Genomic DNA, 15,193 nt, shown 5'->3' on the forward strand with positions numbered 1-15,193 from the left:
ATGTATACCTCTAAGCATTTTTGTCAATGATGGTAAAGGAATAATATGGAGGTGTTTCGTATGAAGAAGGGGACTTTAAAGCAAATTCTATTAATTACAGATGGGTGTTCGAATAAAGGAGAAGACCCAGCAGCAACAGCAGCACTAGCGTATCAGCAAGGAATTACCGTGAATGTAATTGGTATTTTAGAAGATGACCAAACAGAAGAGCCAGAAGGTTTACAAGAAGTAGAAGAAATTGCCTTGTCTGGGGGCGGTGTAAGTCAGTTAGTGTATAAGCAGGCATTATCACAAACCGTGCAAATGGTTACGAAGCAAGCAATGACCCAAACGATTCAAGGGTTTGTAAACATGGAATTAAAACAAATACTAGGGAAAGAACAAACGATGGAAGATTTAGACCCAGAAAAACGGGGCGAAATCATGGAAGTAGTGGAAGATTTAGGAGAAACAAGTGATTTAGAGGTACTTGTATTAATTGATACAAGTGCAAGTATGCATGATAAATTACCAACGGTGAAGGAAGCATTAATGGATTTATCGATTAGCCTAAACTCTCGTGTTGGTCGAAACCGTTTTGCTATTTATAACTTTCCAGGTAAACGTAAAGATATTGATAAAGTACTAGATTGGTCTCCGAAGTTGGATTCCATTTCATCCGTTTTCCCGAAGCTTACAAGTGGAGGCATTACACCGACAGGCCCGGCAATACGCGAAGCAATGTATCAATTTGGCAAAAAAAGCTTGTTAAGGAGCTTTAGAAATAACCATGAACAAGACGTCGAAAACGCATGATGCATTTTTAAGACCTGGGATGTCCATTACGGGTAAGTGGCATCAAAAACGCTACACGATAATTCGTAAGCTTGGAAATGGGGCAATTGGGTCGGTTTATCTATGTGATGCAGGTGGAAGGAAAGCAGCACTAAAAATTAGTGATAAAAGTGCTTCTGTTACTATGGAAGTAAATGTATTAAAGTCACTAGAAAAGGTCCAAGCACAAAGTCTTGGGCCTTATTTGTTAGATGTCGATGATTGGGTGACACCACAGGGTACGACTTTTTCCTTTTATGTCATGGAATATATACAAGGAAAACCCCTTCCTGAATTTATGAAGCATAACGGAAATGAATGGATTGGCGTGTTTATGCTGCAATTACTTGAAGACCTTGGGAGCTTGCATCAAGCAGGATGGGTCTTTGGTGATCTAAAGGTGGATAATTTATTAGTAACGAGTTCCCCAATACGTCTTAGATGGATCGATGTTGGAGGAACGACACAAATCGGTAGGGCAATAAAAGAATATACCGAGTTTTATGACCGAGGTTACTGGGGTCTTGGTACGCGAAAAGCAGAACCAAGCTATGACTTATTTGCACTAGTCATGGTATTTGTCAGCGTCTACTACCCAAAGCAATTTCCAAAAGGAGCAAATCCTCAAAACGTACTATTTAAAAAAATTGATGAAGTAAAAGCACTTCAACCATACCGGCAGTCTTTCAAAAAAGCATTGCTCGGGAAATACCATACTAGTGAAGAGATGAAACTCGAACTCTCTAGCGTTATCTATGATTTGCAAAAGCAATCGAGAGTCACAAAGCGTAAGGGAAGTGATGATAAACCATCTGTCGCAGCAGAGTCCATTGGATTCCTATTAATTGCACTTGGGTTTTACTTATCCTCATTAATAATTCCTTAAGGTTCAATGCTTCCGTATGGTAAAATGTAGGAGTACTTAAGAATTTAAGAAGGTGGACATGAAGTGAATGATGTAGTCACGTCTTTTATTCATAAACATCAACTGCTTTCACCAGATGCTACAGTGTTAGTCGCGGTATCAGGAGGACCGGATTCATTAGCACTTTTACATTTTTTCAAAACAATTCAACGCGATTGGAAATTACGGGTAATTGCCTTATCTGTTGATCACCAATTACGCGGTGAAGAAAGTAAAGAAGACCTCGATTATGTGGAGGAAATTTGTAGGAAGTGGGACATTGAATTTGTAGGGACATCGATTGATGTTAAAGGATTTAAGAAGAAAGAACAAATCGGAACCCAAATAGCTGCTAGAAAACTTCGCTATGCTTTTTTCGCTGAACAGATGAAGTTTTTTCATGCTGACTATTTAGCCTTTGGTCATCATGGCGATGATCAAGTTGAAACAATGGTCATGCGAATGGTCCGAATGGCGGATTCCAGCTCCTTTTCCGGCATACCCGTGAAGCGAGAATTTGCTGGTGGATTAATCATTCGGCCATTTTTATGTTTAACAAAGGATGAGATTGAACAGTATTGTAAAGAGAATCAAATCGTTGCGCGTTTAGATCCTTCTAATGAAAGCGTGGATTACACACGTAATTATTTTCGTAAAAACGTAATCCCGTTACTAAAGGAAAAGAATCAAAATCTGCATAGGACCATTCAGCATTTGAGTGAGTCAAAGGAAGCGGATGAAAGGTTCCTCCAATCAGAAGCAGAAAAACTGTTTGAGGAGATTGTCCAAATAGAAGAAAACCCAGTCAAAGCATTGTTACAGATTGATATGTTTCTAACACGTGCATCTGCTTTACAAAGGCGTACCTTTCATCTAATATTAAACTATCTATATAGTGATGACTTACCTAAAGATTTATCCTATGTCCATGAAGAGCAATTTTTCATGTTATTGAATAATGAAAAAGGTAATGTGCAAATTGATTTTCCCCGTCATTTAAAGGTAGAAAAAGCATATAATAAACTTATCTTTTATTTCCATCAAGATGAAAAAAATGAACCGTTCCACGAGGTATTAGATGTACCCGGTGAAGTCATACTTCCTAACGGTGATAAAGTAAGTGCTACATATATAAATGAAATTCCAATTCAAACGAACAATACATATATTTGTTTGGAAAAAGACATTAGTCTTCCATTCCATATACGGAATCGTAAGGCGGGAGACCGGATGAGATGGAATGGGTTAAATGGTAGTAAAAAGCTAAAAGATATTTTTATTGATGCTAAAATACCGTTACAAGATCGGAATAGTTGGCCAGTAGTAACGGATAATAATGGGGATATCCTTTGGCTAGTTGGTCTGAAAAAACGAGACACTATCCCGAAAGAGGAACAATCAATTTATATACAACTAAACTACGAACAAGGTAATGTGTAGGAGGATTATCGTGCATAACGACATTAAAGAGATACTAATTACAGAAGAGCAAATTGCAGCGAAGTGCAAAGAATTGGGTGAAAAGTTAACAACTGAGTATGAGGGGCGCTTTCCGTTAGCGATCGGTGTGCTAAAAGGTGCATTACCTTTTATGTCTGATGTGTTAAGACAAGTGCAAACCCATTTAGAGATGGATTTCATGGACGTCTCCAGTTACGGTGGAACAAGTATGGTTTCCTCAGGAGAAGTAAAAATAGTAAAAGACTTAAATACAAAAGTAGAAGGTCGCGATTTACTAATTATTGAAGATATCATTGATAGCGGTAATACATTACGCTATTTAGTTGATCTATTTAAATATCGCAAAGCAAAGTCGGTTAAAATTGTAACCTTGTTAGATAAGCCATCTGGAAGAACTGCTGACATTGAAGCGGATTTAGTTGGATTTGAAGTTCCGGATGCATTTGTAGTGGGATATGGATTAGATTATGATGAAAAATACCGAAACTTACCATATATTGGCGTATTAAAACCGGAAATTTACGGTGGTCAAGAATAAATAGAAGTCTTAAGAATATTGTTGGGTATCAAGGAGCAATTAGTTGAAAAATTTAAATTTTGTATGATACTATTGTTAATAGTTTTTCCCGTCTGGGAGGAGGTAGGCAATGAACCGAGTATTCCGTAGTGCATTTTTTTACTTAATTATATTTTTGGTTATTATAGCCGTAATTAGTTTATTAAGTGGTCAGCATGAGCAAGCTGAAGAACTTAACGTCAATGAGTTTATGCAATCACTTGAAACAGGCAACATTAAAGAAATGACCATGCAGCCTGTTAATGGAATTATGCGCATAACCGGTACCTTAGAGGACGACAAACAATTTGTCGCTCAAGTACCTGAAAATAATGATATTATTACGGATATCACAACAAAAGCAAGAGAACAGAGTGTATTAAAAACGATTCCGATGGATCAGCCTAGTATATGGGTGACACTGTTAACAACGATGATTCCGTTCTTAATCATTGGACTTTTATTCTTCTTCTTACTTAGTCAAGCACAAGGCGGCGGTGGCGGCCGAGTGATGAACTTCGGTAAAAGTAAAGCGAAAATGTATAGTGAAGAAAAGAAAAAGGTTCGATTTACAGATGTAGCTGGTGCCGATGAAGAAAAGCAAGAATTAGTCGAAGTCGTAGAATTTTTAAAAGATCCACGAAAATTCTCAGCAATCGGGGCAAGAATTCCTAAAGGGGTACTATTAGTTGGACCTCCGGGGACTGGTAAAACATTACTAGCCCGTGCGGTAGCTGGTGAAGCAGGAGTGCCGTTCTTCTCTATTAGTGGTTCGGACTTCGTTGAAATGTTCGTTGGGGTCGGTGCAAGCCGTGTTCGTGATTTATTCGAAAACGCGAAGAAGAATGCACCATGTATTATCTTTATCGATGAGATTGACGCAGTAGGTCGTCAACGTGGAGCAGGTCTTGGTGGAGGTCACGATGAGCGTGAACAAACACTAAACCAATTACTAGTTGAAATGGATGGTTTCGGGGCGAACGAAGGAATTATTATCGTTGCCGCAACAAACAGACCAGACATTCTAGACCCAGCGTTATTACGTCCAGGACGTTTTGACAGACAAATTACCGTTGATCGTCCAGATGTTAAAGGCCGTCAAGAAGTACTTAAAGTACATGCGAAAAACAAACCGTTAAATGCTTCGGTTGATTTAAAAACAATTGCAATGCGTACACCAGGATTTTCTGGAGCGGATTTAGAAAACCTTCTAAACGAAGCTGCCTTAGTTGCAGCCCGTCAAGATAAGAAGGAAATTGATATGACAGATGTGGATGAAGCAATTGACCGCGTAATTGCAGGTCCTGCGAAGAAAACGAGAGTTATATCAGAGAAGGAACGAAATATTGTTGCTTACCATGAGAGTGGTCATACGATAATTGGTATGGTGCTGGATGAGGCGGATATCGTTCATAAAGTTACGATTGTCCCTCGTGGTCAAGCTGGTGGATATGCTGTAATGCTTCCGAAAGAAGACCGCTACTTCATGACCAAGCCAGAGCTATTCGATAAGATTACTGGACTTTTAGGTGGTCGTGTTGCGGAGGAAATTGTATTTGGTGAAGTAAGTACAGGTGCTTCTAATGACTTCCAACGCGCAACTAATATTGCTCGTAAGATGATTACTGAATATGGAATGAGTGAAAAGCTCGGACCACTTCAATATAGCAGTGGCGGTGGAGAGGTATTCCTTGGTAGAGATATAAATAACGAACAAAACTATAGTGATGCAGTTGCTCACGATATCGATACAGAAATGCAAAACTTCATTAACTATTGTTATGATCGTGCCAAAACAATCCTTACCGAGAACCGCGACAAGCTAGAATTAATTGCACAAACACTTCTAGAAGTAGAAACATTAGATGCAAGACAGATTAAGTCTCTATTTGAAAAGGGTGTTCTTCCTGATCCAGAAGATCTTGAAGAAGAGGGTACAAGTGAAGTTAAAGTAAATATTAATTCTAAAAAAGATGATGATACAGTTGATTCTTTTGAAGAAGCAAAAGAAAAAGCAGATCAAAAACTTCACGAAGAAATAGAAGAAGACAAAAACAAAGATGAGTAATTAGAAAGGCGGCCTTTTAAAAAGGCTGCCTTTTGTTCGGTTTGGAAATTTCACTTACGTATTTGATTTTGGTATATTATTAAGGACTTAGGATTTTGTTAAAATATAATGAAGACAGATTGCTTATGAGAAGTGACTTCGATTTATGCACTGAGCGGAGTGTATTTCCTCCGCGGGTTACGATAGAAAGTCAATTTAATAAGGAAGGACTCAAAATATGTTATTTGTTCTAGATGTAGGAAACACTAATACAGTATTAGGTGTTTTTGAAAAAGATGAACTAAAATATCATTGGCGAATCAAAACTGACCGCTACAAAACAGAAGACGAATTTGGCATGCTAATCAAATCATTATTTGATTTTAGTGGAATCAAATTTAACGATATCGACGGAGTCATGATTTCATCCGTCGTACCACCAATCATGTTCTCTCTAGAGCGAATGTGTAAAACCTATTTTCATATAGATCCAATTGTGGTCGGAAAAGACACCGTTAAGACGAATTTAAAAATGTGCTATCCGAACCCGAAAGAAATCGGTGCAGACCGAATCGTAAATGCAGTTGGGGCAATCAAAGAGCACGAAGCACCACTTGTTATCATTGATTTCGGAACCGCAACTACCTACTGCTACATTAATGAAAATAAAGAATACTGTGGTGGGATCATATCTCCAGGGATAAATATTTCCATGGAAGCATTGTACCAAAGAGCTTCCAAACTTCCTAAAATAGAAATAGAAGCACCAGCAAATGTTGTCGGGAAATCAACTGTAGAGGCCATGCAATCGGGTGTTTTTTATGGCTATATAGGTCAAGTTGACGGATTAGTAAATCGCATAAAACAAACATCAGGAAAAGAAGCAAAGGTTATCGCAACCGGAGGACTAGCGTCTCTAATCGGGGAAGCATCGGAGACGATTGATTATGTGGACCCATACTTAACATTAAAGGGCTTAAACGAAATTTATAAAATTAACTTAAACGAAAACAGTTAAAAAGGAGTTTATACAGCATGTCAGATTACTTAATAAAAGCAACGACATATAAAGGAATGGTTCGTGCTTATGCCATACGTTCTACTAATATGGTAGAGGAAGCAAGACGTAGACAGGATACTTGGGCAACAGCATCAGCAGCTATGGGGCGTACGATGACCATTTCTGCCATGATGGGTGCCATGTTAAAAGGGAACGATTCGCTTACGGTTAAAGTGGAAGGTGGCGGTCCAATTGGCGCTATTGTTGCTGATGCGAATGCCGAAGGAGAAGTTAGAGCATATGTTACCAATCCACATGTAGATTTTGAATTAAATGCGAAAGGTAAGTTAGATGTTGCAAGAGCAGTTGGTACAACAGGGAGCATAAGCATTGTAAAAGATCTAGGACTTCGTGAATATTTCACAGGACAAACACCAATCGTGTCTGGTGAAATTAGTGAAGACTTTACGTATTACTTTGCAACGTCAGAACAAGTTCCTTCAGCAGTAGGAGCAGGAGTACTTGTAAATCCAGACCATACGATTCTTGCTAGTGGTGGCTTTATTGTGCAAGTAATGCCGGGTGCTGACGAAGAAGTGATTGATAAATTAGAAAATCGCATCAAAACGTTCCCACCAATTTCTTCTCTTGTTCAAGCAGGGAAAACACCGGAGGAAATACTAGAACAATTATTTGAAGGGGAAGAATTAAAAATTCATGAAAAAATGCCCGTTCAATTTAAATGTAAGTGTTCAAAAGAAAGATTAGCCAATGCGATTATTGGATTAGGCAAACAGGAAATCCAAGAAATGATTGATGAAGACCACGGTGCAGAAGCATCTTGTCATTTTTGTAATGAAAACTATCATTTTTCTGAGGAAGATCTTAAAGAACTAATGGATCAAGTCTAGGATTCGGTAATGGGAAGGGGTTAACTATGTCAAAAAAACTACTACTAGGTATCATTGTTGTACTTCTCATAACCAATGTGACAACGATGTTATTATGGAAAAATGATCAACCAGAAGAATCTGTCGGTGAAAATGAAGCAATAGACACAAAGAAACCTGTTGCTTCTATTAATGGGACTAAAATTTCCTTTCAAGACTGGATGAAGTCGCTTCGTAATAATTATGGAAAAAAAGAGCTTAAAACTATTATTGATCGTGAAGTGGTGAAGCAACTAGCAGAGGAAAATAATATTACGGTTAGTGATAAAGTAATCGAACGCGATATTGCAACATTAACTACCATGCAAGGATTAGTTTCAGAGGAAGAACTAAAGGAAATGGAAGCTAGTTGGCGAGAGGATATTGTTTATCGTTACCAATTAGAGGCGCTCCTAGCACAGGATATTCAAGTATCAGATGCAGAAGTGGAGTCTTATTTCAATAAGTATGATAGGCAGTATCAATTTTCAGAATCAGTACAGTTATCGCATATATTAGTCTCAGACATGGACACAGCTGAAAAAGTCTACGATGAGCTACTAGCAGGAGCATCATTTTCGTTACTTGCTAAAGAATATTCCATTGATGAAGAGACGAGAGAACGTGGTGGATATTTAGGTTTTAATTCGGTTAATACGGAATTTTTACCTGCTAATTATTTTGATATTGCGGAAGGCCTTGAGGAATACTCTTACAGTGAGCCATTTGTGACAGATAATGGAGTAGCGATACTGTTTCTTCATAAGGAATTACCGGACATAACGTTTACTTATGATGAGTTAAAGCCTTATATTCGAAATGAGCTTGCGCTGCAGTCGGTCAATCAAAACTTAGTTGCAGATCCATTATGGGAAAAATTAGATATAGAATGGATATTTGGGGAATAGACTAATAAAAGGTATGACGAGAGATTATGATTGTTCTGTTTTGGAATATTTTTTAAATTTTCCCAATAACATGGGCATTTTGATTGACTTTATTATGTTCAAGAATTACATTATAAATAAATCCTATCAGTTTAGTAGGGATTATGAGGAGGTAATTTTAGAATGAGAGTTGCAGATAATATTACTGGATTAATCGGCGAAACACCTATTGTAAAATTAAACCGAATTACAGACGAAGATAGTGCTGACATTTATGTGAAATTAGAGTTCTTTAACCCTGGTAGCTCGGTTAAAGACCGTATTGCACTTGCTATGATTGAAGCAGCAGAAAAAGAAGGAAAACTAAAAGAAGGCGATACGATTGTTGAACCTACTAGTGGTAACACGGGTATCGGTTTAGCAATGGTCGCTGCAGCTAAAGGTTACAGAGCGGTATTAGTTATGCCAGATACAATGAGCCAAGAGCGTCGTAATTTATTACGTGCATATGGTGCGAAATTAGTACTTACTCCTGGTGCTGAAGGTATGAAAGGTGCAATTAAAAAAGCAGAAGAATTAGTTGAAGAAGAAGGCTATTTCATGCCACAACAATTCGAAAATCCAGCAAACCCAGAAATCCATGCTCGCACTACAGGTAAAGAGATTGTAGAGCAAATGAAAGACGGACTAGATGCATTTATTTCTGGTGTTGGAACGGGTGGTACCGTGACAGGCGCAGGTAAAGTTCTTAAGGAACATTTCCAAGGTGTTAAAATATATGCAGTTGAGCCGGTTGACTCTCCAGTATTATCAGGCGGAAGCCCGGGTCCTCATAAAATCCAAGGTATCGGAGCTGGCTTTGTTCCGGGTGTATTAGATACACAGGTTTATGATGAAGTCATTCAAATTGCGAATGAAGAAGCATTTGAAACATCTCGTGAAGTTGCAAAAACGAACGGAATTCTTGGAGGTATCTCTGCCGGAGCTGCGGTTGCAGCAGCGAAGAAAGTTGCCAAAGAACTAGGAAAAGGTAAAAAAGTTCTAGCGGTATTCCCTGACAATGGGGAACGTTATCTATCTACTCCGCTTTATCAGTTTGATGAAGAATAATAACGGACTTAAGGCTAGCATCAAAAATGATGCTAGTCTTTTTTTTCGCCTACATCCACATATTTTAGGCGTATGCGCATCCTTCTAAGATGTGATAGGATGGTACTAGATATATCGCTTGAAAGGAAAAGATGTCCTGATGAAGTTAAAAACAAAGTCAACCATATATGATTTATCTCAACGAACACATATTATGGGAATTCTAAATGTAACACCTGACTCCTTTTCGGACGGAGGGAATTATACAACGGTAGAGCGAGCGGTTCAGCAGGCTGTTCATATGGAACAATTAGGTGCAGATATTATCGATATCGGTGGTGAGTCCACTCGTCCAGATCATGACGCTATCTCTGTTGAAGAAGAACTAGCACGAGTATTACCGATGATTAAGGCAGTAAAGGAGTCTATCCATATACCTATTTCAATTGATACGTACAAAGCAGAAACAGCTCGTCAAGCAGTAGAGGCTGGTGCTGAAATTATAAATGATGTTTGGGGAGCAAAACGTGACCCAGAAATTGCTTCCGTTGCAGCAACATATGATGTACCAATTATCTTAATGCACAATCGCACTAACGAAAACTATACGTCGATTATCGATGATATGAAACGTGATTTAGAAGAAAGTATTGAGATTGCAATAAAGGCAGGTGTTCCAAAGGAGAATATCATATTAGACCCAGGGATTGGATTTGCCAAAAATGCTCAGGATAATCTCGTTGTCATGAACAACTTGGAAGAGTTAACGAATATGGGGTATCCACTATTATTAGCTACTTCTCGAAAACGATTTATTGGAAGTGTGTTAGATTTGCCACCAGCTGAACGTGACAACGGCACCGGAGCAACAACTTGCCTTGGAATAGTTAAGGGCGCACATATGGTACGTGTCCACAATGTCAAAGTAAACGTAGAACTAGCTAGAATGATGGATGCCATGCTTAGAGCGGAGGATAAATAATGGATAAGATCATCTTAACGAATATGCAATTTTACGGCTATCACGGATTATTACCAGAGGAAAAAAAGTTAGGCCAACGATTTTTCGTGGATTTGGAATTATATTTAGATACACAAAAAGCAGGTAAAACGGATGAGATGCAACACTCGATTGATTATAGCAAGGCGTACAGTCATGTGAAAAAAATCGTGGAAGGCAGTTCCAAAAATTTAATCGAAGCTGTCGCAGAGGAAGTTGCGTCAACCTTACTTGCTTCTTTTACCTTACTGGAAGCTTGTAAAGTAAAACTTGTTAAACCGGACCCACCAATACCAGGTCATTATCAATCGGTGGCAGTAGAAATCTATCGGGAGAAATAAAAATGAATAAAGCATATATCGCACTAGGAACGAATATCGAACCAAGACAGCAACATTTAGAAAAGGCTATAAAACTATTGGTACAAAAAGAAAACATCGAACTAATTAGCTTATCTTCTATCTATGAAACAGCACCTGTTGGCTATACGGATCAGGCTCACTTTTTGAATATGGTATTAGAAATCGAAACATCGCTCTATCCAGAAAAGTTATTAGATGTATGCCAAGCAATTGAAACTCAACTAGGTAGAGAGCGTACTATTCGATTCGGTCCGAGAACAATTGACCTTGACATTTTACTTTATAATGATGAAAATAGAACATCGGAGCGTTTAAGCCTCCCTCATCCTAGAATGGGAGAACGAGGATTTGTCTTAATACCTTTAAAAGAGATTGCCCCAAATTTAATCTTTCCGGTAACGGGTAAGCCCATTACCGAGTTGGTCAATGACCTTCCAGAACAAGATAAGAAGGATATTCATTTATGGAAAAAAGCCGAATAGGGAAAAGAATAAAGGCTTTTCGGAAATTAAAAGGATTTACACAAATTGATTTCGCAAAAGAATTAGACGTATCCATTAATATACTGGGGTCAATAGAACGAGGTACTCGTGAAGTGCCAGAAGAATTATGTGAACAAATAGCGGAAACGTTAAAAATAGATTTGGAAGAATTGAAAGGATTGAAGGAGGAGTAGCAATGTGGAATATTGGGGACATCACGATTCCAAACCGCGTAACACTTGCCCCAATGGCTGGAGTTAGTAACTGGGCGTTTCGACTAACGGTAAAAGAATTTGGTGCCGGATTGATCACAGCTGAAATGGTTAGTGATAAAGGCATTCTAAACCGAAACAAACAAACGATGAAAATGCTCTATATCGATGAGCAGGAGATGCCAATGAGTTTACAAATATTTGGCGGAGATAAAGATACCCTTGTCCAAGCAGCGCAATATGTAGACCAAAATACGAACGCTTCGATTATTGATATTAATATGGGATGTCCAGCACCAAAGATAACGAAAATTGATGCTGGGTCACGTTGGTTACTAGATCCGGATAAAATTTATCAAATGGTAAAAGCGGTTGTTGAAAATGTGGACAAGCCAGTAACAGTTAAGATGCGTACGGGATGGGACGAAGACCATATTTATGCAATTGATAATGCAAAAGCAATCGAATCGGCAGGTGGAAGTGCTATTGGTCTTCACGGACGTACTAGAAAGCAAATGTACGAAGGTTATGCGAATTGGGATATTATTAAAGAGGTAAAAGCTGCGGTGAATATTCCGGTAATCGGGAATGGTGATATTGGTAGTCCTGAGATGGCGAAGAAACGCCTTGATGAAACAGGTGTAGATGCGGTAATGATTGGCCGTGCAGCCTTAGGTAACCCTTGGATTATTTACCAAATCGTGAAATACCTTGAAACAGGTGTCTTAACCAAAGACCCAACTCCCCAAGAGAAAATTGATGTATGCTTACTTCATATGGATCGTTTAATTAAGATTAAAGGTGAAAAAGTGGCGATTCTAGAAATGCGTAAACATGCAGCATGGTATTTAAAAGGTATAAATGGAAATGGCAAAGCACGTAAGCAAATTAATAGTGCAGAAACACGGGATGAATTAGTAAATATACTGCTTGAATTTGTACGAGAAGTAGAAGCGGAAATGAGGGCTTCTTAATAGATAGAAAAAAATCTGCTAATTTTAAACTAGCAGATTTTTCTTTTAGCCTAAGATATAGTATGATAAGTTGATGATAAAGCCTTATCAGGTGTAAAATGAAGGTTATGTTGAGATAATGTTTAATAACTATATAAGGTCGAACTAATTATACCTTTATCTTAAAAATTGATTAATGGAGTTGATTTTATGTCTGAAGAATTAAACGATCACATGCGGGTACGGCGTGAAAAGCTAGATACATATCGCGACCTTGGCCTTGATCCTTTTGGAGGTAAATTTGCCCGTACAAATCTAGCAAAAGAGCTACACGCAAAATACGAACAATTCTCAAAAGAGGATTTAGAAGAAGCAGAACATCAAGTTACGATTGCTGGTCGAGTAATGACGAAGCGTGGAAAAGGTAAAGCCGGATTTGCTCACATTCAAGACTTAAGCGGCCAAATACAACTTTATATACGAAAAGATGCGATTGGTGAAGAAGCTTATGAAGTGTTTAATTCCATTGACTTAGGAGATATAGTTGGGGTTACGGGTGTTATGTTCAAAACAAATGTTGGTGAACTATCCGTTAAAGTAACTGAGTTCCAGCTACTTACTAAATCACTAAGACCTCTACCGGAAAAGTATCACGGATTAAAAGACGTGGAGCAAAGATACCGTCAACGTTATTTAGATTTAATCACAAATATGGAAAGTAGAGAAACGTTTGTAACACGTAGTAAAATCATTCGTGCAATGCGTAACTATTTAGATAGCCAAGGATTTTTAGAAGTAGAAACACCAATGATGCACAGTATTCCGGGTGGTGCATCTGCTCGTCCGTTCATTACCCATCATAATGCGTTAGACATTCCGCTATATATGCGTATCGCAATTGAGCTTCACTTGAAGCGGTTAATTGTTGGTGGACTTGAAAAGGTATATGAAATCGGAAGAGTTTTCCGTAATGAAGGGGTATCTACTAGACATAACCCAGAATTTACGATGATGGAATTATATGAAGCATATGCAGATTATCATGATATCATGGAACTTACGGAAAATATGGTTGCCCATATTGCTCAAGAAGTACTTGGTACAACGACAGTGACGTATGGTGAACATGAAATTGATTTAAAACCCGAGTGGAAGAGGCTACACATGGTAGATGCGGTTAAAGAATATACTGGTGTAGACTTCTGGGAGAAGATGAGCGATGAAGAAGCTAGAGAACTAGCTAAAGAACACGGAGTAGAAATTAAAGATAATATGACATTTGGGCATATTGTCAATGAATTCTTCGAGCAAAAGGTTGAAGAAAAACTAATTCAGCCAACATTTATCTATGGACATCCAGTAGAGATTTCACCACTCGCTAAGAAGAATGAAGAAGATAAACGTTTCACAGATCGTTTTGAACTATTTATAGTAGCAAGAGAACATGCGAATGCATTCAGTGAGCTAAACGATCCGATTGATCAACGTGAACGCTTTGAAGCGCAAGTGAAAGAAAGAGCAGAAGGTAATGACGAGGCTCACTTAATGGATGAGGACTTCCTAGAAGCACTTGAATACGGTATGGCTCCAACTGGTGGACTTGGAATTGGTATTGATAGATTAGTCATGCTATTAACTAATTCTCCATCTATTCGCGACGTACTATTATTCCCGCAAATGCGTAATAAATAATCATATATATAGAAGAAGACAAGCTCTCATAATGGGGCTTGTCTTTTTCTATGTTGGTAAGTGTGAAAACTCTTATTAAATGATCATTATAACGGTGCGAGTTTCATTATATCTACATTCCATATATTTCCTGAAATAAATGCTTGATAATGAGAGATAATCATGATAAATTATATAACGTTGCTTGTTCGAGTGAGGCCAAGTAACAGTAACAAAAATACTTATAAAAAGTTGTTGACTTTAAGTCATCAGCGTGATATATTATTTAAGTCGCTAATTTACAAGGTGACGAGATATCGCGAAAAACTTTTATAAAAAACTATTGACATGGAAATGTTAAAATAGTATAATATAAGAGTTGACGCAAAAAGCGAAATAATATTTTTTGCTCCTTGAAAACTGAACAAAACAACCAGTATGTCAAGAAGAAACATACCCTGTTTTTTCTTAAATTTAAAGAATTACAGAAGCTAGCAGCTTCTTTGCTAAGAACTTTCCTATGATTGATTGGTGTCAATCATAGACAAACTTTTTTGGAGAGTTTGATCTTGGCTCAGGACGAACGCTGGCGGCGTGCCTAATACATGCAAGTCGAGCGAGTGAAACTAACTGATCCCTTCGGGGTGATGTTAGTGGATCTAGCGGCGGACGGGTGAGTAACACGTGGGCAACCTGCCTGTAAGACTGGGATAACTCGCGGAAACGTGAGCTAATACCGGATAATACTTTGAACCACATGGTTCGAAGTTGAAAGGCGGCGCAAGCTGTCACTTACAGATGGGCCCGCGGCGCATTAGCTAGTTGGT

Annotated in this window: 15 protein-coding genes and 1 rRNA gene; all 16 read left to right on the plus strand. The window is 38.3% G+C overall.

What is annotated here, in order from left to right:
* Positions 1-60 precede the first annotated feature (60 nt).
* Positions 61-795, plus strand: coding sequence for a hypothetical protein (locus AB1K81_RS11755; protein ID WP_412976824.1), 735 nt, complete (start codon positions 61-63; stop codon positions 793-795).
* Positions 770-1,699, plus strand: a complete 930-nt coding sequence (locus AB1K81_RS11760; RefSeq protein WP_412976825.1) for a protein kinase domain-containing protein — start codon at positions 770-772, stop codon at positions 1,697-1,699. Before AB1K81_RS11755 ends, AB1K81_RS11760 begins: the two co-directional genes overlap by 26 nt.
* 63 nt (positions 1,700-1,762) lie before the next feature.
* Complete coding sequence (gene tilS, locus AB1K81_RS11765; protein ID WP_412976826.1) at positions 1,763-3,157, plus strand: tRNA lysidine(34) synthetase TilS; 1,395 nt, start codon at positions 1,763-1,765, stop codon at positions 3,155-3,157.
* 10 nt (positions 3,158-3,167) lie between these two features.
* Positions 3,168-3,716 (plus strand): hypoxanthine phosphoribosyltransferase, encoded by a 549-nt coding sequence (gene hpt, locus AB1K81_RS11770; protein ID WP_412976827.1) that lies wholly within the window; start codon positions 3,168-3,170, stop codon positions 3,714-3,716.
* Between the two features lie 109 nt (positions 3,717-3,825).
* A complete protein-coding gene (gene ftsH, locus AB1K81_RS11775; protein ID WP_412976828.1) occupies positions 3,826-5,802 on the plus strand; it encodes an ATP-dependent zinc metalloprotease FtsH in 1,977 nt (658 codons plus the stop codon).
* A 217-nt stretch (positions 5,803-6,019) separates the two neighbouring features.
* Positions 6,020-6,799: a type III pantothenate kinase gene (locus AB1K81_RS11780; protein WP_412976829.1), complete on the plus strand. Its 780-nt coding sequence runs from the start codon at positions 6,020-6,022 to the stop codon at positions 6,797-6,799.
* A gap of 17 nt (positions 6,800-6,816) precedes the next feature.
* Complete coding sequence (gene hslO / locus AB1K81_RS11785) at positions 6,817-7,692, plus strand: Hsp33 family molecular chaperone HslO (RefSeq protein WP_412976830.1); 876 nt, start codon at positions 6,817-6,819, stop codon at positions 7,690-7,692.
* A 26-nt stretch (positions 7,693-7,718) separates the two neighbouring features.
* Positions 7,719-8,618 carry a peptidylprolyl isomerase gene (locus AB1K81_RS11790; protein ID WP_412976831.1) on the plus strand — a complete coding sequence of 300 codons (900 nt, stop codon included), beginning with the start codon at positions 7,719-7,721 and terminating at the stop codon, positions 8,616-8,618.
* A gap of 162 nt (positions 8,619-8,780) precedes the next feature.
* Positions 8,781-9,707 carry a cysteine synthase A gene (cysK, locus tag AB1K81_RS11795; protein WP_412976832.1) on the plus strand — a complete coding sequence of 309 codons (927 nt, stop codon included), beginning with the start codon at positions 8,781-8,783 and terminating at the stop codon, positions 9,705-9,707.
* A 139-nt stretch (positions 9,708-9,846) separates the two neighbouring features.
* Positions 9,847-10,668: a dihydropteroate synthase gene (gene folP, locus AB1K81_RS11800; RefSeq protein ID WP_412976833.1), complete on the plus strand. Its 822-nt coding sequence runs from the start codon at positions 9,847-9,849 to the stop codon at positions 10,666-10,668.
* Complete coding sequence (gene folB, locus AB1K81_RS11805) at positions 10,668-11,027, plus strand: dihydroneopterin aldolase (protein ID WP_412976834.1); 360 nt, start codon at positions 10,668-10,670, stop codon at positions 11,025-11,027. The genes folP and folB overlap by 1 nt, the downstream gene beginning before the upstream one ends.
* A gap of 2 nt (positions 11,028-11,029) precedes the next feature.
* Positions 11,030-11,530 carry a 2-amino-4-hydroxy-6-hydroxymethyldihydropteridine diphosphokinase gene (gene folK / locus AB1K81_RS11810; RefSeq protein ID WP_412976835.1) on the plus strand — a complete coding sequence of 167 codons (501 nt, stop codon included), beginning with the start codon at positions 11,030-11,032 and terminating at the stop codon, positions 11,528-11,530.
* Positions 11,512-11,724, plus strand: coding sequence for a helix-turn-helix domain-containing protein (locus tag AB1K81_RS11815; RefSeq protein ID WP_412976836.1), 213 nt, complete (start codon positions 11,512-11,514; stop codon positions 11,722-11,724). The genes folK and AB1K81_RS11815 overlap by 19 nt, the downstream gene beginning before the upstream one ends.
* A 2-nt stretch (positions 11,725-11,726) precedes the next feature.
* Positions 11,727-12,716, plus strand: coding sequence for a tRNA dihydrouridine synthase DusB (dusB, locus tag AB1K81_RS11820; protein WP_412976837.1), 990 nt, complete (start codon positions 11,727-11,729; stop codon positions 12,714-12,716).
* Positions 12,717-12,905: 189 nt separating this feature from the next.
* Positions 12,906-14,387, plus strand: a complete 1,482-nt coding sequence (gene lysS / locus AB1K81_RS11825) for a lysine--tRNA ligase (protein ID WP_412976838.1) — start codon at positions 12,906-12,908, stop codon at positions 14,385-14,387.
* A gap of 530 nt (positions 14,388-14,917) precedes the next feature.
* Positions 14,918-15,193, plus strand: a 16S ribosomal RNA gene (locus AB1K81_RS11830); the annotation flags it as partial.

It is taken from the genome of Ornithinibacillus jepli, assembly GCF_047228935.1.
In the GTDB taxonomy this organism is placed as follows: domain Bacteria; phylum Bacillota; class Bacilli; order Bacillales; family Amphibacillaceae; genus Ornithinibacillus.